The sequence below is a fragment of the bacterium genome, assembly GCA_037143175.1.
Lineage (GTDB): Bacteria > Verrucomicrobiota > Kiritimatiellia > CAIKKV01 > CAITUY01 > JAABPW01.
In genome coordinates this window covers 1-20,577 of the sequence record JBAWZF010000011.1, presented here as the reverse complement: position 1 = coordinate 20,577, position 20,577 = coordinate 1, and the positions used below count along the sequence as shown (strand labels likewise).

The following is a 20,577-nucleotide window of genomic DNA, read 5'->3' as shown; positions in this document are numbered from 1 at the left end:
TAGTCACAGCCTTGCGGCTTTATTATCTAATGGGGGTTGCCGCTGGTTGATCTACGCTAGGCGCCTGCCGCTCAATCCAAACATCCACATTCCGTAAAGGGTCGCTTATTAGTACACGACTCCCTTGTGTGTCAACTTTTTTAACCCTGTACCGGTCTCCCTTAAATTCGAAATCCACATCCGGCCGCACAACAAAAACCGATTCATCCAAGAGCGAGACTAACGAAATCTCATAATCATCACGCGGCACTTGATGCCCTTTAATTAAGGGAATTTGCTTTCCATTACGCTCCAGCGTCAGAGTAGGGCCGTCCGCAGCCTTCTCATCATAGGAGGCCAATTTAAAGCCTTCCGCATCTTCCCCTAAACTCTTGTAGAACGATCTCCCGTTTGCCTGCAAATTAATCTGAAAGATCAGCTTTCCACCCGCACGGTTTACCGCCTTAAATATCATCCTGAATGGAATCGGTTTAATCCCGGAAACTCTGACTTTTGCCAGGTACGGCGGATGGCTTCCCGTATCCCGTGGATCCGTTTTCCAGTCGTATTCCTCTCTGGATGTAAAACCGTCATTATCATGATCAACTGTCATTTCGTCGGAAGTCATGGAAAAGAACGAATATTTCTTTTCCCACTCATCAGGGATCCTATTACTATTTGAATCATCCAAGTGGACTTTTTCAGTAGGTTGCTCAACGCCGCAAGCCTTAAACGTACAGTTTGTCGCAGCATAGGGGATGGGCCGTTCACACACCACACAGCGAACCCTCAGCTCAGGGGTTAACAAAAGATCCTGCATCCACTCTTCAGCCTGGAATGGGTTTGCAATGGCCGTTAATGCATCCCGGAAAATAGTTTTGTCCGCAGGGGCAGCCTTTGCAAATTTCGGAGTCAAACCTGCAAGTTTGCTATCAAACTCCTGTTGCCCAGTTTTTTGAACTTTGGCCTGAACAGCAAGGAAAACCAGCGAGGCCAGCAACGCCATAAGCACGACCGCAGCTATAAGCCTGTCATAATTTTTCTGAAAAAAAGAATTTATGCTGGTGACCGTCATTTTACCCCCCCCAGCTTCTTTTCTGGCTCATTGGTTTGCGGCTTTGCAAACTGATATACGTCCAACTCAAGCTTTACATTGACTAGGGCATCCCGACCACAAACAACTCGTGCATCTCTAGGTTTTACCGCCTCCTTGGCGCCAGCGTCTTCATTGCGTTCGGCCGACTTGGCCGCTACCGCTTCCGCCTCTTTTCGATCAAACACCTTATCGTCACCTTTGATCTCCATACGGGTCACAATAATAAACACAGGACTGCGCGACATCCCGTTTAAAACTTTCATCAGCGCCCCTTCGCGCGCAGTAAACTGGACAATGAAATGCCAACGGCCATACAGTTGCCCGGCAGGAATCAAACCGGCTGTCGCATCAGCCACATTTTTAACCACAATATCAGCCCCCGCTTTTGCAGCCGTGGTACCGCTGGCAGGTTTACCAGGCAATGCAGCAAGTGCGGCATCCGACTCAAATTCTTGTCGGGAAATCCAGGTCAACGCCGTAATTTTCGAAGCGTACAAAATACTGCACAAGGTTTCGACAATCTTCAATTGTTGGGCAATCCTGGGCACATCTTGAATCGATGGCAAATCCCCCTTCATGTGTCGTCCAAATCCAAAATCAAACCCTTTATCAATTTTCACGGTACCTCCGGCTCGAGCTAGAAGTGAGTTCCGCGTCTCCCAGAATTGAGTGATACATTTGGCGGGACTTTGCGCAATCGGCTCCACCTGCCCCTCGCTCATCGCCAACTGTAATCCAAGCAATTCCTCTCCAATACTCTTAATATTCTCACGCTCAAGCCGAAGATTACCACCAGAGGGGAATGGATTTTGCGCGTACAGTGAAGTCAAGGTTTCGCTTGCAGTTTGCAGGCTGGCATCCACCTCTTGCAATTGCAGAAACCCCCGCACCAGAAGCGTCGCTGCTCCCGCCAAAAGCAGAACCAATATACTCGCCACAATGATGATCAAAAGTTTACGCCGGGACTGCATAGGTTACGGGTTCCCCTTGCCGCTGGTTTTGCCGCCTTTATCCTCACTAACGCCGGCTTTCGCCTCAAGCATCGGTTGTACCACCTTGACAGCAGGAACAGGAGTCTTGTTCAGCCCGAGCTCCACAGTAAATTCAGTGGCATAATCAGTACTTTCCACTGGCTTAATACGCTTGATCTGAAGATCATCCGCAAAGTACCCGACTCCCTTCAGCTTCGCCACATATTCAGTAATTGCCTGATTGTTAACCTCATCCGTAAACGCCATGCCCTTGATTTCAAATCTCGAAGGCGCCTTTTCATCCTTTGCTGGCAAAACCCGCACTGAAGTCAACCACATTCCCGGAGCCAAACGCTGATGCAAGTCGTCCAGAATCGTCAACCATTGTACCCGGCCTTCAAGCAAAGTGCTTAAGTCTGCAGCCTGGGCATATAACTGAGATTTCTGCTTTGCCAATTGCCCCAAGGTTGCGTTAGGAGTGGATAAATCATCAATACGGGACTGCACCTTAATCAACCGGTCTTGCGCCATAGACTTCATCTGATGAAGAAACATGCCAAACACAAGTACAATAAACACCAAGCCGACTGAGGCCAACCCGAAAAACGGCATGCGACGTTGCAACACGCGTCGGGCAGCCAACTCATGCGGCAGAAGATTGATCTCCACAGGGCAAGATAAAGTGCGCCGCAGCGCCAAACCGACCACTTCCCCCAACAAGTGTAGATTTTCGCCCACTTTGTCGGACGAAATATTTGAACTCACCGCTACATTGCGGAACGGATTGAGAAAATCCACCTCAATTTTAAGCTTTTCTTTCAGGAACACATTGGCCTGAGGGATCACCGAACAGCCCCCGGTCAACAGCACCATTTCAGGCTGCGCCCCGCCCTGCTGGCTACGATAAAAATTGATCGTTCGAATGACTTCAGCATGTAACCGCGTCATAATATTACGCGCGATCTTGGAAGTGCGATCGGAGACCCCGACCTCATGCCCCTCGTATACGCCACCAAATCCAACAAAAGCATGCGCAATCTTGAGCTGCTCAGCCTCTTCAAACGACAGCTCAAATTCCTTCATCACATCACGGGTGATCGCCATACCCGCCACCGGAATACTTCGACTGAAGATTTTTGTTCCTTCAACAAACACCACATTCGTGGAGCGCGCCCCCATGTCCAGAATCATAGTACAACCCGGCAAATCGGCGTAATTATAGCGCACGGTATTATAAAGCGCGAGCGGAGACACATCCACCAACATCGGTTCGAGCCCCGCAGCCTCAACACAATCGGTGATATTCTTAACGAAATCCCCCTTCACCGCCACCAACAGAACGCTCAGCTCGCCGGTATCCTGCCCCACCAACTGGTAGTCCCAGACTACTTCATCAATGGGAAACGGGACGTTTTGCTGCGCCTCATATTTCACAATCTGCGAAATTTTATCTGGAGTCACCGGCGGCAATTTCACATAACGCGGGAATACCATCTGCCCTGATACCGAAACACTAACCGGTCCGGGACGGATGTTACTCGCCCGCATCGCATCACGAATACCCGAAACGATATAGGCCGAAACATCCGACGTACTCTCCGGATCAATCCCCAAAGGCGACACGGCATAATTAACCAATTCGAGGTTTTGCGCCCCCGCAAGCTTGAATTCAGCAAGCACAATCTTGCTGTTTCCAATGTCCAATGCTAGAATACGATCTGATCCGAACATAATGAGCTGCCTACTTGAGAGCCTCGTAATTATCGAAATTGATCAACGCAAACGGGGTCTTCGATTTATCCACGACATACCCATCTTTGGGGCTTAATTTGGGGTTTTTCCACCATTCCAAAGGCAACGGCTTGCTCGGCCCCAATCGACCTTCTGTCAAAACGCTCACCACTTCGCCCTTCACACTAGCCTCGACAGCTACCCCCACAATTTCACCGTACCGCGCCAGTGCTGTCGGCCGGACATAGGCTACCCCTTGATGAGAACGACCACGCTCCACATCCACATAAGTCACAACGCCTTTAAGCAAGGTATAATCCGATCCGCCCCGGTCTCGCAACAAAACATAGAAATTGAATACGACCTCGTCCACCCACTCCGGCTCAGTATCAAATTGGACATTAAGTTCCGCCCATTCACGGGATCCAGCACGCTTGGAGGAGCCTGAATCGGGACTTTTAACCAAGCCCCGGGGCCCATAACCGGTCAATTCGCGGACTTTTAGTATGGATCCCCCTTCACGCACCCGCCCCTGCGCCAGACCGTTTACCGTCCCAAAAGCCAGAATGAGCGCAACACATACCGCCATTTTTTTAATCGCGTATTCGTATTTCATCATGGGCTCCTTGCGTCATTCAACGATCCGGATTTAGATATAATGACAGCCAGTATAGAGTTCATCGGATTAACGTCAAAACAAAAACAAAAAAATATTATTCTTGATTTTGAGCTGCCATAGGGCTAATTGGCCTTAGTGCTCCGATAATATAGTGAATAAGGCGAATTATAAAGTGCTACCCCTTCGTGAAAATTCCACCCCCCCCTCAGAACTCCATTCCGCAGAGTTCTTAGACGCCATGTCTGCCCTGCAAAAGGAAATCGACCAGCGTGAAATGGTTGATCAACGACTACGCGAAGCAGAGGAGCGTTACCGGATCATTTTTGAACAGGCCATGGATGCCATCATTCTCATTGACCCCGTTTCAGCCGCTTTTCTGCAATTCAACAGTCAGGCTTGCCGCCAACTCGGGTACACGGCAGAGGAATTTAGCCACCTGACCCTATTCGATATCGACGCTCAGGAGGGCCGCACTCAGCTGACCGCCCATCTCAGCCGGATTCTGGCCCACGGGGCCGAAACGTTTGAAACCGTTCATAAATCAAAATCCGGAGACCTCCGGAACAGCCTCGTTAGCGCACGCCCCATCCTCCTGAGCGGCACCAAGTACCTGCTGGCCATTTTCCATGACTTTACCGAACGTAAACAAATTGAGAACGAGTTGCGCGCAGCCGTCATTCATCTGGAAAAGAACAGTCAGGCCAAGTCGGAATTCGTTGCCAATGTTTCACATGAGCTCAGAACCCCTATCACCTCCATGATGTACGGTGTCCGGAACCTGCTTAAAGGTTTCGCTGGCCCTCTCCCTGATCACGCCATCCGCTACCTGAAGCTCTTCGATACTGAATGCCAACGTCTCGTCGCTACCATCAACGACATTCTAGATCTAGGCAAACTTGATAACCAAACTCTGAGTCTATCGCCCATCACAGCCCCCGCCAGGCACTTGATTTTACGCTGCATCGAGACCTTCAGACCTCAAACCGAGACCGCTCAAATCTCCATAAAAATGGTATTTGACCCCGGCTGCCTCTTTATCCGCTGTGATGCCGGTATGATCCAGCGTGTCCTTCATAATATTCTCGGTAATGCCGTTAAATTTACCCCTAGAGGCGGCACGATTCGCGTGGAATTGTCGCCCGATCCCGAGATCGAACGCTTTGCCAGGATCACTGTGACAGATAGCGGCCTCGGAATTCCACCCGAAGCCATGCCCCATATCACTGAACGTTATTTCAAAGCCAATAATCAGGCCTCCGGATCTGGGCTGGGCCTTGCCATTTCAAAAGATATCGTTCTGCTCCATGGCGGTAAACTTACGATGATGAGCCCCCCCGAGGGACTAACCCATGGCGCGGCCATATCCATCAGCCTCCCTCTCGCCGAACCTCCAGTTATACTCATCGTTGACAATGATGCGGCAATCCTGGCGCTTTTAAAGCAGCATCTCACCAATCAAGGTTATCGGATCATTTCCGCCGAAAGCGGCCAAGAGGCCATCCTCATGGCAGAAGCACATCGACCTGCACTGGTTTTGCTTGACCTGATTTTAGAAGATATTCACGGCACAACTGTAATTTTGACACTAAAAAGCTCTCACACCCTCTCTTACACCCCGATCATCGCCGTAACCGGTGCCACTCTTGATGAGGCCACCACCGATATTCTGGCTCGTTTCACAATTCCAACCGTAGCTAAACCCTGGAAAATCGGAGAGTTAATGGATACCATTGAAACCGCCCTTCTGGGCCTGACAGCTTTCCAAGCACCTCAAATTAAGGAGCCCCATCGATGAACACCGAGCGTATTCTTTTAATTGATGACGAACCCAGCCTGCAGCTCACTGTTGGCGATCAGTTACGCATGGAGGGTTATGAAGTGATGGGCGCCACCACAGGTGATGAAGCCCTGCAAATTTTGCGCCAGAGGCCGCCCGATCTCATCATTCTGGATATCAGTATGCCGGGCATGTCTGGACTGACTCTACTTAAAAAATTATCAGACCCTGACGGGAAACCCCGTTACCCGATATTGGTGTTTACCGCGCGCGCCAACATGGAACCCTTCTTCAGTACCATGGGCGTGGAGGGGTTCCTATCCAAAACCAGCGATCCCTCTCTCTTAATATCTGAAGTCAAGCGAATTCTCCAGAAAACCAAAAAAACGCTTTCCCCCAGCACCCACGCGGAACCGGGAAAGAAAAAGTCGATCATCATTCTGGAAGACAACCCATTATTGAGCAAGCGAATGGAGACCTCTTTTATTGCTGCAGGGTACAACGCGGTTGCCATTCTGGACAGCCGGTTTCTGGCGGAAACCATCACATCACGCGCCCCCTCCATAATCCTGATCAAGGCCATTCTCAGTGGGACCACCGGCAGCACCATCGCCGCCGCCCTCATCGATTTTCCAGATGCCAAGGGAATTCCCATCATTTTATTTGACGGCACCGGCGTCTATCAACAAGGCAATAAATTCATTAATGTCGACCGGTTTGTTCCATCAAGTAACCCCGCCGATCTCCTGAAAACAATAGCAGGAATGATTGGATAACCTATCCGCTCAATAAAAAAGCCCGCCTTTCAGCGGGCTTATCTCGATCCAATCGCTCACGAAACTTATTGAGCGTCCATCATCGGCATTTCCGGAGCCTGCTTTAAAACGTCAGACTGGATGATCTTGGTATTTTTCTTAAGTTTTTCAATCAACTTTTCAAAGATTTCCATCTGCTGTTTCTGCTTCAGGTGTTCAGCCAATTTCGGCTTCACTTCTTCCAACGAGTTGGTCTTAGCCGTTTCGTGCTCCATCACCTGAATGATGTGATACCCAAACTGAGTCTCCACCACAGGACCAATCGCATTGGTAGCCTGATTGAAGGCTGCCTCCTCGAACTCTTTGACCATCTGCCCCCGGGGGAAGGAACCAAGATCGCCACCACGCTCTTTGCTGGGGCAATCTGAATTCGCCAATGCGATCTTGGTGAAATCAGCACCCTCAACCAACTGCTTACGAAGAGCTTCGATCTTGGCCTTCTTGGCCTCCTTGGCCTTGGCGTCATCCGTGGCATCCAGTTTGATCAGGATGTGCCGCGCCTGCACCGTCTCTGGCTGCAAAAAGCGCTCTTTTTGCTCATTATAAAACTTGGCGATTTCCTCATCAGTAACGACGCTATTGGTCGGCACTTCCGCCTTCAACAACATATCAATACGGAGTTTGGCGGTAAGATCAGCACGAAGCTGTTTTTCCGTCATATTTTCCGATTTCAGAATTTCCTCAAGCTTTTTCCCCTCCGGCAAACGGGTTTTAATCAGCTCCAATTCTGCATCCACATCCTTATCCGAAACGGTAAACTTCCGCTTATCAGCCTCCTGGCTCAACAACGTACGGACGACAAATCCCTGCACGGCCTGCTGCCGAAAACGCCCCATGAGCGCCTCCATCTGGGCAGGAGGAATCTGATCCGCTTTTGAACCCAACATCGTCATCACTTGGCGATCTGCTTCAGCCACCGTCAATTTTGTACCCCCCACATCAACCAAAACCAAAGCAGGATCTAACACAGGCGCCGTAGGTTTATCACCCGAATTCTTCAGTTCGACCACCGCTTTCTCAACCTTGGGAGCAGGCGCCTTGGCATCTCCTTCAGCTGACTTATTACACCCAGAGCTCAAAGCTGTCACAACCCCACCACACACACAGACGATCATCAAGTTTTTCAACATGGCATTTCCCTTCCTTAAAAATTTACAAGGCCAAAATTATATAACAGTCATCCGACTTGTTGCTAGAAAAATCTAGCCGCTTCGTTTACTCTCTGGCGTGCCGAAACCTTATCGCAGTATCTCACGAAAAACTGGTGGCGGGAGTGGGAGTTGAACCCACGACCAAAGGCTTATGAGTCCTCTGCTCTACCACTGAGCTACCCCGCCCTCAAAAAACGGCTGATAAACTAGTCAAAAGGCCAAGCGATGTCAATACTGTGCCTTGACCCAACTGAAACCAATTGCTATCAAGGTGACGAAAAGAGGGCTACTTCATGATAGAATCAGGAAAAACTTATTTGGTTATGGGCTTGCTTGATCCAAACTCCATAGCCTATTTTATTGGCACCACCATTGAACGATTTGGCGGAAAAGTAATCTATTCCGTCCAGAATGAGATCGTCAATAAGCGCTATCTCAACTCCAGCAAAGTTTTAACCACGGAAGAAAAGAATCGCCTCGACCTTCGTTTCTGCGATGTATCTGATGAGTCCCAGATTGAATCACTTTTCTCAGGTCTCGGAGAGCTTGCCGGTGTCGTTCATTCCATCGCTTATGCCAATCCCAAAACCTGCATGGGCAACGAATTCCACACTCGCTCCATGGCCGATGTCCTCAAGTCTTACCAGATCAGTTGCACGTCCCTCGCCACCATCAGTCAATTTGCTGCCCCCCATTTAAAAACCGGTGGTGCTATCCTGGCCCTTTCATTTGATACGCACCATGTCTATCCGCAATATAACTGGATGGGAGTTCACAAGGCTGCTCTCGAAGCGCTGGTTCGCGCCCTGGCCCGCCGTCATGGCCGCGACCAAATTCGAGTCAACGCCATTTCTTCCGGGCCCGTCGCCACAACGGCAGCCAGTAAGATCCCAGACTTTGAACACATCGGCAACATTTGGACACAATCCAGCCCTATCGCATGGGATCCCGTCGAGGATAGGCAAGCCGTCGCCAATGCAGCCGCATTTTTACTCAGTCCGCTGGCAGCAAAGATCACCGGACAAATTCTCGCCGTGGATGGCGGAGCCGCCATCATGGGCGGCCCACTGATGGAGCACGAGCGACCGCTGTGAGGATCCATGCGATATACAGGCATTCTGGCACTATGAAGATTCTGCCTCAAGAGTGAAAAGCGGTTAACGCGGCATTAATCATCTGTCGCACTTGAGCCACTTGCGCGGCATCATAATCTTTCCACAAACTCTCCATGAGGCAAGTAGGTGTTGTCTTCTCCTCCACGGCAAGCTGACGGATAGCCGCTGCGGCCCCCCGCGCATACCGCTCCGGCTGGATCCCCTGCCCCAGGGCCAGCCTCATGGTTCCGATCAACCGGTCATCCCACCCCAGTTTGCGACGGTTATCCCGCGTAACCCGGTCCACAGCATCCTTCAGGAAAGGATTCGTCATCCGCACCAGAAGATCATCTACATAGGCCGTGAACCCCGCATGCGTAAAGAGGGCATCCACCCCCTGATACTTTCGACACAGGGCCGCCCCGGATTCCTTCAAAAACGCCTCACGTGTAAACGTTAACAGCTCCGGATCGTGCGCCGCTTCAGCCATAGTAACCACACCACGCTCTCGCAGGAGATAGCCAATCAGCGCATGGGTAGCATTGTGACCATACAGCTTTGCTTCTTCGAACGGCAGCAAGTCCGCCTTCTCCTCAAACACTTGAATCCCCCGGGTGAAACCAGGTAATGCGATCTTGGTAATAAGGATACGATTGAATGCCTCGACCAGGAAGGCACGGACCATGCCCGGCACGACCGGACACAGTTTTTGCTCTGCAATTTGACCCACATCCGTGACCACACCGCTCATTTTCCCAATAACGGTATTAAGTACTTGTGCCCGCGCGGCGCCAAGGCTTGTACCGAGTTGAACCTCCAGGGTCTCAGAAAGAATTTCGGCCGCATGATTATGGTTTTCCGCCGTATAGATCACCGCGGCAGGCAACCCTGCATCACACATTTTTTCGCGCAGGCCGGCAGTCAAAATGCCCACCACGTCATCAGGCTTGCCCGTCCCGTAGAACGCCACGCTCGGCAACGAGGTGGCAATCTCCCCCGCCTCAGCCACAGCCCTGATCAAGGACAGCCGGTCGCACTCGACCAGGGGATTCAGAATTTCGATCGGCCCGATCTCATGGGTTTCAATTCCGGACGGCGTCGCCACATTGAGCGCATAGCGCCCTTTATTCCGGCGCACCGCCTCCACCATGGCGGGCACCACCTCCGCCACAACCAGCCTGCCAAAATTTCCTGACCGCCAGGCTTCGTAGCCAAATAGTCCCGCTTGAATCGCGCCAAACCCGAATCCGACAAAAGTTCGATTCTGCTTCATGGACGTTCCTTAAATTAATACTGGCGGCTTACGTTCGCCAAACCGTTTGGCCAAATGAAGAGTCTCTTCCAGGGGCTGGACTCCTTCTGAGGCACCCGGGCGCGACAAACTCGCCGCCGCACAGCAACTTGCCAAACCAGCGATCTCCAACACATCCCAATCTTCATGCAGGCCATGTAACATTCCCGCACAAAAAGCGTCACCCGCACCGACGGCACCAGCAATATACCCTTCCGGCAACACCAGAGAGCCCCTTGAATAACGCCGCCCGGCTTGATCGCGCATGTAAACCCCTTCCGGCATGTGCACCGCCACGAGTTTCATGTTTCCAAATTCATACAACCGCTCCACGGCTTCAATCAATGCGGCCCCATCAAGATTCCGCTGCTCATCCCGCACCTTAAGCCCCACTGCCCTGGCCGTTTCGATTTCATTGAGGATCAGATAATCCACATATTTCAGGGCGGGCGGCACAAGCTGGGCAAACCGGTCACTTTCCTCACTCACCACATCCAAACTGGTCAGGATTCCCGCTGCCTGAACCTGTCTGAGCAAACCCGCCGCCACTGTCCCATATACAGGATCGGTCTGATCCATGGCGTCTAACAACAAAAGATAACCCAGGTGAAAAATCCGGCAATCCAGGTGATGGATATCCACATGCGGGGGACTGAACAGGGCGTTCGCGCCACGATTATGGAAAAACACACGATCCCCCGTGGTCTCATCGTTCATCACGTCCGTGAAAGAGGTCGGAGCGGAGTCCGTCACCTCTAACCCGGCGATATCCACTCCCAATTCCGAGAACACACGACGCAGATACTGACCGTCAGCGTCATTGCCAACCACTCCCAGGCCAGCCAGCCGATATGACACCTGAAGCCGCGCCAGATCATTAAGGACGTTGGCAGGAGCCCCGCCGGGACTAAAGGTTTGATCCTTGATATTGGCCAGCATCCCGCGGGCGGGAAGGCAATCCACCCGCTTCACCCGATCGACAATCCAATTCCCCGCCGCCGTTATTCCGGTTTTTTGAGTCATCGGTTCACCCAACTGGCGTCACACCCTTTTTGAGGATGATATTTCCATACTTTGCCAGTTCGCCGGTCATCACTACCGCGAAGGCGGATTGCGCCCGGTCATAAAAGGCAAACCGGTCAATTCGAGCGATAGCCGGAGTTTTTGGAGCATGCCGGTCAACCGCCGCACGATAGGCCTTCTCAACGCGGGGATCAAGTTTGTCACCGGACACTGCCGCCATCATGACCAACGGGGCGTCCACATAAGCGTCCAGCTCGAATACCGGCAATATGGCGTCAATTAAAACCGGAATCGCAAGCCCGTCGGCCCGGATGACACGCTTCCCAAACGTCTCTCCGGGAAAATGTGCATCCGCCAGCACGATTTCATCCCCATGACCCATCCGGCACAACACAGATAGCAATTCAGGACTCAACAACGGGGAAATACCTTTTAACATAATCGACCTCTCTAAAAGTGCTCCGCACCCTTTAATCTTTTAGTGACAAGATTAATTCTTCAAACCGCCCACCTCTACATTCAATTCATTACGCAAGGCGATCCGCTCGAGTTTGCCATCACGAATCCAGATCACACGATCAGATACCGCGATCATCCGTGCATCGTGAGTGGCGGTGATAATAGTCACATTCTGTTCTCGCTGCAACCGGCACAATAATTCAATAATTTCCAGCCCTGTCTTGCTGTCCAGGTTTCCAGTAGGCTCATCCGCAAGAATCACCGACGGCTGGTTCACCAGGGCACGGGCAATGGCCACACGTTGCTGCTGTCCGCCGGACAACTGCATGGGCAAATGATCCAAACGATGCCCCAACCCCACGATTTCCAGCACCTTACGGGCATGTTCCGTGGCTTCTTCCGGCGAGTCACCCCGCAATACGGCAGGTAACGCAACATTCTCAAGCGCCGTCATCACCGTGACCAGATTGAAGGTCTGGAATATATAACCAATTTTGTTACAACGGATCCACGCTTGCTGCTCTTCTGGCAGTGAGAACAAATCCGCCCCCATGAACTCAATCACACCGGTTGTCGGGAAATCCAATGCCCCAATCATGTTAAAGAAAGTGGATTTACCAGACCCCGACGGCCCCATAATGGAAAGATATTCACCCTTATAAATGTCAAGGGAGACCCCGTTCAAGGCCCATACAGACTCCTTGCCCATCGTGTATTTCCGGGTGACATTCGTCGCTTTGGCAATAATCTCAATCTCACTCATGATTCTCCTCGCAGGGGTATCTTTGCCGGAACCATCAAGACCAGCATGTTCCGGGTCATCAGCGATTTCGTAAAGGCGACTACGTTCATCGCAGTCTCTTTTCGGCTCTTACCCAACTTCTGTGCCATGGCATCGACAATGGAACTCAACGTCTGCTCGCCATCCACCAAACTATAAAAGAATGTACCATACTCATCCAATTCGAGCTTCGCGCTATACTCGTAGCGCAACCACTTCGCGACCTTGCGTTTAAACGGCTTGAGTGGCGGGGTCATCTTTAAGTGGATGAGCCCCTGACTGTCTTTTTTAACTTCAACGTTATCAGGCTTTAACGGCACCACGGCCAGCGGATTGCTGATCACCGGAGCCTTCGGCGGTATCGTTTTTTTGCGAAAAAACCCCATCAATGAACCTCTTCCAAGTGGATTCCAGATTCTTCCGGCGTCGAGACGCGCGCCAGATTGCCATCCTCAATCCATACAATCCGATCCGACGCCTTGAGCATCTTGAGGTCGTGCGTGGCCGTGATAATCGTAACCCCCAGCGTGTCCCTCAAGTGCTTGAACAGTTCGATAATCTCTTCCCCTGTCTTCAAATCCAAGTTTCCGGTCGGCTCGTCGGCCAGCAGAATGTCCGGAGTGTTCGCCAGTGCCCGGGCAATCGCCACACGTTGCTGCTGTCCGCCCGACATTTCGGCCGGTTTATGTAGCGCTCTTTCCGCCAGGCCCACCAGGCCCAAAATCTCCAAGGCTTTCTCGCGCGCCTCTTCGCTATCCTTACCCGCGAAGGACATCGGCAGCATCACGTTTTCAAGGCACGACATCACCTGGATCAGGTTGAACATCTGGAAAATGTAACCCACCTTGCGGCATCGCAGCCAGGCCAGTTCGTAGGGATCCAGTTGTGCAATGTCCACCTGATCGATATAGACCTTACCGGCCGTCGGTTTGTCCAACCCGCCAATCATGTTGAAAAACGTGGACTTGCCCGATCCGGACGGCCCCATGATGGACATATACTCGCCCCGGCGCACATCGAGCGTTACACCGCGGAGGGCATGGGTTTCCAAATCCCCCATCTTGTAGACCTTCTTAACCCCTACTGCCCGGATGACATAGCTACCCTTGGCCGAATCGCGGGCACCAGCCAGCATTTCATCCAGCCGTGTTGACATCCCCGTTGTTTGGTTATCCTCGTTGCTCATACCGTACTCCTTAACGCTGAGGCCGGCACCATTCGTGAAGCGAATCGAGCCGGATAGATCGCCGCGAGAACTGCCAACAACGTCCCCACCACGACCGCCCCCGCCGCCGAAATAAAGAGCGTCCCATATGGCATGGAACCGAATACCAGTCCGAAACGGAACGCAAAGCTATACGCAATCATCGGCAGCAGAGCGCCAACCACCACCCCAACCAGCGAGCCAGCCAACCCGATCAATGAACTCTCAATTAAAAAGAGCGTCCTGATAAAGGCCGATAAGGCACCCAGACATTTCATGGTACCAATTTCACGGAAACGCTCCGTTACCGACATCAACAGTGCATTCGCCACTCCCAACACCGTGACCAACAACGAAATGCCCACAATCCAGATTGTACGGAACCGCTCCGCACGCGCCTGCTGTTGCGCCTTCTGGATCTGCTCATCACTCTCCCTGCCAAAGAACGGCTCGCGCCTTACGGACGAGTCGACAGGATCGGCGTAAACACGGTCTTCCACTGAATCGAGCACCACGCGCTGCCTCATCCCGGCCGACAACGTGGAGAGCTTAAGTTCACTCCTTGCTGCATTCCCCAGCACCAACAACAGCGCCGCCTCCTGCCCCAAACTCTCGACCGGAACCGATGTAACACCATTCATTTCAAAACCCAATCCGCGCACCGATTCGGGCCCGGCTGCCACCACTTGCTCAAGCAGCAACCGATCCGCATCGCTCAGGGCACCACAGACTGCCACGGCGATTTTCTTCCCCGACACCGACCCGATCTCCGCCCGTACGAGCGAAAGCATCATATTGACCGTATCCCGCTGGGCCCGTTCCTTGGCAATCGCCTGCTTGATCAACTGCCCGGTCAGATTGCTCATGAGAAAGGCTATTCCCAGCACCACGCCGGAAACCGTCACCAATGACCGTCCGAAACGGATCCGAATCCCCCTGAGAGAGATCTGCATCGCCCGCCGGAAGGGCAGTTTGATTTGTTTTCCAATTTTTTGTTCCATGATGAACTCCGTCAAAACCTAGAAGACGACACGGCCGAAACAATCAGATTGATGGCCACACCAATCAGGGCTATCAAGCCGATTCCCGTGCCATAGCCCGCCACCACTACAGGCGTAATTTCAAGAAAACGTTTCTGCCCAAATCGCTTATGGAAGTAGAACTTCCCGATCAGTCCTCCGATAATCATCGCCACGAACGCATGCGGCATATTTCCCACTCCCTGCACAAACCCATACACGGTCATCACCGGCAGACTGAACGCCGAGAGCAGTGCAAACCCAATGACCCCGAAGGAGAAGGAACCGGCAATCACCCAAGGATGAAGGGCCTGGAAAAACAGGGGTTGCGCCCCCCCCGTATCCAAGGTAGCCGAGTAAAGTAAAACAGTATTCTTGGCTTGCAGATCCCACATCTTCTGGGCAAACGGGTACAAATCGGAGGGGATCGCACTCGAATGCCAGATAAACGCCCAGAAGACAAAACTCAAGATGAACGTCAACGGCGTGACCAGGCAGTCGGCCTTGACGAAGGACCAGAAATTGGTCCCGGTCAATTCGTTCGTCCGGAAGGACTGGGCCATGCCGCCAAAGTTCTCGACCGGGATCGGGGCTAACCAGATTTCAACGCCCTTGTAACCCGACAAAATGAAAGCCGCCTCACGCACAAAAGGAATTTCCACATTCTGACCGACAATCCCGATCAACCTCGCATTGATGTAAGAGATGAGCGGGGTGTAGAAGAACGTGAAAAAGATGAGGAAAATGACCGGAAAACCCGGCACCAGAACATGACACAGCCATACCACGATGGAGGCGCACACCACATAAACACCAGCCGCAATCCACAGGGAGAAATCGCCTCGTCCCGGAGGCGTATCCCACAGGTTCTGTGGATGTGCAACCGGTCCTTCCGCGGCGCGACGCGCCTTCATCTCCCGCCCCTTGCGGAACAGATCCCGCCCAGTCTGAAAAATCGAGATGACCGCAATAGCGGCCGTCACCCCCATCGTGAAACTCATCCAGAAATCGATGGAATTCGCGAACGTCGTGGCCACCGTATCCATGCCAGGTTGCCAGCGCGTGAGCACCCCCAGGTGGTGCAGCAGTGGATTCATCACCAGCGTCAGGAGAATGGCGGCACCCGTCCCGACCAACGCCCAGAAGGGAATGATCATTCCCGTAATCACCAGACCCAGATCGATGATGAGCCCCGTGGGCGTGGCAGGCAGCAGGCTCTGAGTCATGGTGGTCATGTCATACCATGGCAAAGGAATAATCTGGACCGGCTTGGCCAAGAGCGACCCCGTCACCAGCGGTATCCCGATCTGGATAATCCCAAAAACAATCCCGAGAATGGCTCCCAGCGAAAACATTTTCCATTTCCACGTCGTTTTGCGTTCTCCGGACTCGGACAGCGCCATCGCCCCCTGGGCCGCGATCCCGGCAAAGGGAAACGGCAGACGCTCCACATCCGATGTCAGCCGGAAGAAGATATAGCCCAGCGTGTAACTTGTGAACCGCCCGATGATGGTCATGAACAGGATTAGCAGGACGGGGGTAATCCAGGCGGCATCAAAGAAATTACGGCTCAGGATGGCATCCGAGGTTGGTTGCGGAGCAAACCACGCTGGAAATTTCCCGAGCAACCCGATGTCCCGCACCGCATCACTCTGGACTAAATACTGCCGCCAGACGAGGCCCGCAAACGGTCCGCCTGCCGCCATGGCTCCCGCCACCACGAGGAGAATCACCAACTCCTGCTGGCTCAACGTCCGCATGGCGCGCCGGCAAACCTCAGAAAAAATGATCAGGGTCACCCACGCCGCCGCAATCCCACCGCCGGTCATCAGGCCCAGGTAAATGGAACCAGGCATCATCAGCAGACCACAGAAAAATGCCCCCGCCACGGAGACCCACGTGAAGCCGTTTTTAAATTCTTTGGGCGTCTCTAAAACGGAGCGATAGATTTCAAGTTCCTGATCCATCGACCCTCTATTTTTCACCTCAGACATGCCGCCCCTCCTTCTCCACACATTCATTCAAAATACCGGTGGCTTCAGCAAACATTTCGCGCCGCTCGGCATCCGTTGTCGCCCGCCAGTTCAAAAATTGCTTACGCAGAACGCCCATGAACGGGACCAGCGTGCGGTTCCAGCCCGCCGTGTTACCACTCAAACGCGTGAGCGTAATGCGGGCCACGTACTCACTTGTCTCCGGATCTGTCGGCAGCGAAATCTCCATCCGCTGCGACACCCCCAAATCATAAGGCTTCAACCAGACGGTGCTCGCCACAGCGGGCACCAGTTCATCGGTATCATAACCCTCTTTCTTGCGGATCTCCAGAAGTGCAGAAGGAGGGGAACAGAAGAAAGGCCCCGAACTACCCGCCCCATTCGCGTCCAGCCACCGCTGGAAGTAACTGATCACCGCCACCCGATCATGCGCCGTGAAGGTGAACGGTAAATTAAAAATCATGCTATCCCCCTCGGCTTTCGGGATCGCCCAACTCACCGTATCGGAAGGAGCCGCCAGTTTGGCCGCATCACGCGCCGGAACGATCGTTGAAAGCAGCACCGAGCCCATGATCGCCAGTGAGGCGTAGATGGTTTCAATCGAACTGTAATCCATCTTCATGCCACCCGTCATATCGAGAGCCGTTAACAGCCTGCCGGTTCCCTGGCTCAGAATATACCCCATGACAGCCCCAACCACCGCATAGACACAGGCCTCCGCCATGAACATGAAGAAAACATGATTCGGGGCAATCCCGACGGCGTTATAGACATAGATTTCGCTGCGGCGTTCGTACACCGATCCCCGCATGGTGCTGAATACCGTCAACGCCGCAATCAGAATCGGCACCAGCAACTCCAGCAAGCCGGCGAAACTCCGCGACCGCTGCCGGGAGCCGTAGTACGAAACCCCATCAATGGCGTAGTAAGCCGGTTGTCCAATGCGCTCAAGATAGCCCAACACCAGCTTCCGCTGACTGCGGTAATCCAGTGCGGGATACTCCGCACCGCCGGACTTAACGCGGTAAACGGCCTTCGGGAAGAGCACAAAACAGTTGGCAACGATCTGGGCCTCACCCCCGCCTGCGACCGGCAATTCATTGACCATGATCACCTGCGAAGCGGGCAACCTCCCCGTGTTTTCCGGAATGACCGGCGTGCCATCCGACGCCACCCCCACACTCTGCATCGTGTTGACATCAAACGGCAACAACGACTGCCCGTCCAGGCCCAGACACTTGCCCATTTCAATGGAGTCGAAAATTCCCTGTACCTGATACTCAACCCCGCGCAAGGAGATGATCACCGGGGGTTCCGCATCCACATCCGCAGGACTGATTCCCAGATCGCGCGCGACGACATCCGGAAGAATGACCTGACGTTTGCTTTGGTACCCCTGATTCAACGCCTCCATCCGCTCTTTACGATCCTGGGGCGGTTTGGTAAACCACCCTTTTTTGGTCATCAGGTAGCGGTCCATTCCTGAAAATATCGGTTCGTTCCAAGCCATTTCAACGGCGGCATTCACGCGGGCACGCTTGACCACATTGTTACTGTTTATCAGAAATTCACGATCAATCAAAATCTCGGCGTTCTGCCCGCGCTCGTCAACCTTCAATTGCGTCGTCAACCAGCGATGCACCGTTACCGGGTACTGATTCCCGTAAATCTGGCGGATATTGGAAACCTCATTGGCATCCAGCGTCCGGAAATTCGGATCCCGAATCATCAAGCCATTCCAACTCGACCGGCCAGTTGGCTGCTCCACATTAACCAGATCGGTAGAGACTGAAGTGAAGCAGATCATCACGAACGTGATCAGCACCAGCGTGCCGCAAGTCAGCCCCGTCCGGATTTTCCGGCGGCGCATATTATTCAAGCCCAGCATGAAGGCCGTACCGACCACCCCACCACGACTGATATCGGCCCCTTCCACCTGACCTTCCTTGCTCCTTAAATCCTTCAGGTTCTGCTTGAACTTCCCGCCCACCATCATCGTCACCAGAAGCGACAGAAGCAGGATCAGGAACCCGAGCAGGATCATCATCGATGACCGCACAATCTCGAAGGCGGGATGAAAAATACGCAACAACGCAAAAACCACCAGGAAGATCACGCCGGTAGCCAGCAACTGCTTGCGGATATCGGTATATCCGAAAAGAAGTTTTTCAGCGAAGAAAACAAACGGCACCAGCAGCCCGAGATACCAGATAATCCCCACCACAGCCTGCGAGATTCGCGACCGGATCACCGGGTAGTTATTGATCGCATACGCTTCACTCGCACCCGCGGCATTCACCGCAGCGGACGGATCTTTCTGCTCCCACTTCGCATGCGCCTCTGCAAGCCATTCTTTCGCCTGCTTATGAAAACTGAGCATTAACTCATCCGCCATCCCAAAACGCTCCTGGAGTTGCAGGCGCTTCTCCGCGGTTCGCAACATGGAAGCCGCCGCATCAAACATGGGTGTGGTCAACACCGGAGTGTCCGCCGCCAGATACCCGGCTCCATGAATTTCCGATTCACCCGCGCTGATGGGGGCATTACGATCCACGTTCAACATGAAGGCCCGATCTGCAAGTAACTCCTTATTATCCGCCGATCCATCCTGAAGCCCTATAATAAACGTCAGGTCCGGATCCAAAAAGGCGATGGTGGGTTCGAAATGCGACCGGGCGGGAGAAGAAAAGCTGAGCCGATCCATGAAGGAAACGCCTTTAAAGCGTTTCATCGTCTGGGGATTAATCTGGTCATACAGCGCGACGGGCACGCACCGGAACATCGAGAGATTGATTTCCCGCGGAGAACCAGCCCCCGTCGCCATCAAATCAGTGCCCGGAATATCCGAACTAAATACAGCCCGATTTCCCGAGGCAATTTCATTGATATAGACGATATGACCCTGCTCATCAAACCGCATTCCCAAAACAGAAACGGAACTTTTTCCAATAGGGATTAAGTCAAAGGCAAATTCCCTTCGGAACTCCCCATAGGGACTCGTCTGCATCACCGGCGCATTATTGACCCCGCGAGTCTGGATACTATAGGAACCCGCGGCCCCACCGGCTCGAGTAAAGGTGTTCGGCCACATCGGATGACTCGGAATCATCGCGGCAGATCCCGCACTCCCGAACAGCGTCCCTCGCAATGAAAAAATCGCCCCCCCCCGATCTTCCTTGATGGATTTTAACGGCACCTGCCCCGCCGCCAACGCCAGAACCGACCGCCCAAGCACAGGCACATGCTGTCCCATTACCTTGAGGGACATTCCCGTCCACGTGTCCTCGGGCGTACAGGCTTTCGTCGGATAAAAATCATAATTAGCCAGGGTAAAGGCAAGCCGCCCACAACGGAACCAGACTTCCGACTCCAATTCAGTCGCAGAGAGAGAAATACTGTTGGGATACTGCTTGCTTCCTGAAGCATCCCTTGAACCCCACTGGATCACTTCAAATTGTTTCCCCGCCCCTTGGGCAGGCACGTTGAATATGAAGGCGTTCGCCAGATCCGTAACCTGGGGCTCCACCACCGTGCCCGGACCGGGAATCCCCACCAGCAGGGCCAGATTGTTAC

At 52.9% G+C, this 20,577-nt stretch carries 17 protein-coding genes and 1 tRNA gene; 3 read left to right on the top strand and 15 right to left on the bottom strand.

Annotation, left to right across the window (positions count from 1 at the left end):
* Positions 1-22: 22 nt before the first annotated feature.
* The 4 genes from WCI03_05735 to WCI03_05720 are packed head-to-tail and all read right to left on the bottom strand — an operon-like array spanning position 23 to position 4,396.
* Positions 23-1,054 carry an Amuc_1099 family pilus-like system protein gene (locus WCI03_05735; GenBank protein MEI8139353.1) on the bottom strand — a complete coding sequence of 344 codons (1,032 nt, stop codon included), beginning with the start codon at positions 1,052-1,054 and terminating at the stop codon, positions 23-25.
* Complete coding sequence (locus WCI03_05730; protein ID MEI8139352.1) at positions 1,051-2,046, bottom strand: Amuc_1100 family pilus-like protein; 996 nt, start codon at positions 2,044-2,046, stop codon at positions 1,051-1,053. The genes WCI03_05735 and WCI03_05730 overlap by 4 nt, the downstream gene beginning before the upstream one ends.
* Before the next feature lie 3 nt (positions 2,047-2,049).
* The gene (pilM, locus tag WCI03_05725; GenBank protein ID MEI8139351.1) at positions 2,050-3,777 is read right to left on the bottom strand and encodes a type IV pilus assembly protein PilM; all 1,728 of its coding nucleotides are present in this window, start codon (positions 3,775-3,777) and stop codon (positions 2,050-2,052) included.
* Positions 3,778-3,787: 10 nt separating this feature from the next.
* Positions 3,788-4,396 carry an Amuc_1102 family pilus-like protein gene (locus tag WCI03_05720; protein ID MEI8139350.1) on the bottom strand — a complete coding sequence of 203 codons (609 nt, stop codon included), beginning with the start codon at positions 4,394-4,396 and terminating at the stop codon, positions 3,788-3,790.
* Positions 4,397-4,547: 151 nt separating this feature from the next.
* Between WCI03_05720 and WCI03_05715 the strand changes: the two genes are divergently transcribed.
* Together WCI03_05715 and WCI03_05710 are read left to right on the top strand one after the other, a co-directional pair.
* Entirely contained in the window at positions 4,548-6,191 is a 1,644-nt protein-coding gene (locus WCI03_05715; GenBank protein MEI8139349.1) for an ATP-binding protein, read from the top strand.
* Positions 6,188-6,949 carry a response regulator gene (locus tag WCI03_05710; GenBank protein MEI8139348.1) on the top strand — a complete coding sequence of 254 codons (762 nt, stop codon included), beginning with the start codon at positions 6,188-6,190 and terminating at the stop codon, positions 6,947-6,949. The genes WCI03_05715 and WCI03_05710 overlap by 4 nt, the downstream gene beginning before the upstream one ends.
* 65 nt (positions 6,950-7,014) lie before the next feature.
* Here WCI03_05710 and WCI03_05705 read toward each other — a convergent pair whose 3' ends face one another.
* Together WCI03_05705 and WCI03_05700 are read right to left on the bottom strand one after the other, a co-directional pair.
* A complete protein-coding gene (locus tag WCI03_05705) occupies positions 7,015-8,118 on the bottom strand; it encodes a peptidylprolyl isomerase (GenBank protein MEI8139347.1) in 1,104 nt (367 codons plus the stop codon).
* A gap of 132 nt (positions 8,119-8,250) precedes the next feature.
* Positions 8,251-8,325 (bottom strand) — tRNA-Met (locus tag WCI03_05700).
* Between the two features lie 107 nt (positions 8,326-8,432).
* Between WCI03_05700 and WCI03_05695 the strand changes: the two genes are divergently transcribed.
* A complete protein-coding gene (locus tag WCI03_05695) occupies positions 8,433-9,233 on the top strand; it encodes an SDR family oxidoreductase (protein ID MEI8139346.1) in 801 nt (266 codons plus the stop codon).
* Positions 9,234-9,279: 46 nt separating this feature from the next.
* On the opposite strand, the gene WCI03_05690 is transcribed toward WCI03_05695, so the two are convergent.
* The 9 genes from WCI03_05690 to WCI03_05650 all read right to left on the bottom strand — a co-directional run.
* Complete coding sequence (locus tag WCI03_05690) at positions 9,280-10,506, bottom strand: hypothetical protein (GenBank protein MEI8139345.1); 1,227 nt, start codon at positions 10,504-10,506, stop codon at positions 9,280-9,282.
* 9 nt (positions 10,507-10,515) lie between these two features.
* On the bottom strand, positions 10,516-11,547 hold the full coding sequence (locus WCI03_05685; GenBank protein ID MEI8139344.1) for a carbohydrate kinase family protein: 1,032 nt from the start codon (positions 11,545-11,547) through the stop codon (positions 10,516-10,518).
* A gap of 4 nt (positions 11,548-11,551) precedes the next feature.
* Positions 11,552-11,986, bottom strand: coding sequence for an L-fucose mutarotase (fucU, locus tag WCI03_05680; GenBank protein ID MEI8139343.1), 435 nt, complete (start codon positions 11,984-11,986; stop codon positions 11,552-11,554).
* A gap of 51 nt (positions 11,987-12,037) precedes the next feature.
* Positions 12,038-12,769 carry an ABC transporter ATP-binding protein gene (locus WCI03_05675; protein MEI8139342.1) on the bottom strand — a complete coding sequence of 244 codons (732 nt, stop codon included), beginning with the start codon at positions 12,767-12,769 and terminating at the stop codon, positions 12,038-12,040.
* Positions 12,766-13,173 (bottom strand): PqqD family protein, encoded by a 408-nt coding sequence (locus WCI03_05670; protein ID MEI8139341.1) that lies wholly within the window; start codon positions 13,171-13,173, stop codon positions 12,766-12,768. The genes WCI03_05675 and WCI03_05670 overlap by 4 nt, the downstream gene beginning before the upstream one ends.
* Positions 13,173-13,922 carry an ABC transporter ATP-binding protein gene (locus tag WCI03_05665; GenBank protein MEI8139340.1) on the bottom strand — a complete coding sequence of 250 codons (750 nt, stop codon included), beginning with the start codon at positions 13,920-13,922 and terminating at the stop codon, positions 13,173-13,175. The genes WCI03_05670 and WCI03_05665 overlap by 1 nt, the downstream gene beginning before the upstream one ends.
* A gap of 47 nt (positions 13,923-13,969) precedes the next feature.
* A complete protein-coding gene (locus tag WCI03_05660) occupies positions 13,970-14,992 on the bottom strand; it encodes an FtsX-like permease family protein (GenBank protein ID MEI8139339.1) in 1,023 nt (340 codons plus the stop codon).
* A gap of 11 nt (positions 14,993-15,003) precedes the next feature.
* Positions 15,004-17,004 carry a peptide transporter gene (locus tag WCI03_05655; protein ID MEI8139338.1) on the bottom strand — a complete coding sequence of 667 codons (2,001 nt, stop codon included), beginning with the start codon at positions 17,002-17,004 and terminating at the stop codon, positions 15,004-15,006.
* Positions 16,997-20,577, bottom strand: a 3,581-nt coding sequence (locus tag WCI03_05650) for an ABC transporter permease (GenBank protein MEI8139337.1), incomplete at its 5' end; no start/stop codon positions are given. The genes WCI03_05655 and WCI03_05650, both read right to left, overlap by 8 nt.